Origin of the sequence: Streptomyces sp. NRRL WC-3549, from assembly GCF_000721935.1 — a bacterium.
Classification (GTDB): domain Bacteria; phylum Actinomycetota; class Actinomycetes; order Streptomycetales; family Streptomycetaceae; genus Streptomyces.
The window spans coordinates 3556-4589 of the sequence record NZ_KL585463.1 but is presented as its reverse complement, the minus strand read 5'-3'; the positions used below and the strand labels follow the sequence as shown (position 1 = coordinate 4589).

Genomic DNA, 1034 nt, shown 5'->3' with positions numbered 1-1034 from the left:
CTTCTAAGGGCTTGCAGTTCATTAACACGTCGTCTTGATCTTGTTGCCGGGCTCGTCGGTCAGGGCGAGGACCCTGACCTGGAGGGTTGTGAGGGCTGCGGGTGGGGTCGGCGCGGGCGGGATGGCGACCCCGTGGGCCTCGAACAGTCTTCTGTTCTTCAGGAGTGTGCGGTGCATGGCCGTACGGCTGCTGCCGAAGAGCACGGCGAGAGGTTCCGCGGCCAGGGCGACTCTCAGGTGGAGCACGGTGGCCAGGACTTGATCGGGGAAGGTGAGCCGGGGTGGGCGACCTCGCTGGGTATCACCGTCGGGGGCCAGTGTTGCGGTGAGGTCGTCCAGTTGGCGGTGGGACATCCCGGTCAGGGTGGGATCGGCCAGCAGGGCCTGGTCCCACCGATCGGCGGCAGCCTGCGGGGCCCGCGCCGCCGGGATGGCAGGGCACCGCGGGAGGTGCAGAGCATAGTTCCAGTCGCCGTGGAACGTGTGCCGGGTAAGCGGCAGGGCAGCCATCTCCGCGTCCCCGATCTTCACTCCGGTGGGATAGCTGTTGGTGTCGAGGGCGGCCCTCACGCGCAGTCCGGTGCGGGTGGTGGTCGCCGCGATGCTGTTCACGATGACTTCGTGGCTGGTCAGCGGGCGGCCACGCCAGTTCATGGTGATGTGCGAGAACAGCCGGTGCTCGATCTTGTTCCACTTCGATGTCCCGGGCGGCAGGTGGCACACGGTGATCGTGAGCCCGGTCTCGGCGGCGAGGCGGGCGAGTTCCAGCTTCCAGGCCCGGGTGCGGTAGCCGTTGGAGCCGCCCGCGTCGGCGATGATCAGCAGTCGTGTTGCCCGCGGGTAGGCGGTTCGGCCCTGGCCATGCCACCAGCGGCGGATCGATTCCACGGCGAACGCAGCGGTGTCGTGATCGGTCCCGACGTTGACCCAGCCGGTGTTCGCCGCCAGGTCATAGACCCCGTAGGGCACTGCCTTCCCCAGCTGTGGATCGGGGAAGTCGTGGACGCCCACCAGCACCTGTCTCTTATACACAT

General features: G+C 67.6%; 1 protein-coding gene. It reads right to left on the bottom strand.

What is annotated here, in order from left to right:
* Window positions 1-21: 21 nt before the first annotated feature.
* Window positions 22-1034: ISAzo13 family transposase (locus IH13_RS39490; RefSeq protein ID WP_110085093.1), on the bottom strand; the 1013-nt coding region annotated here is incomplete at its 5' end.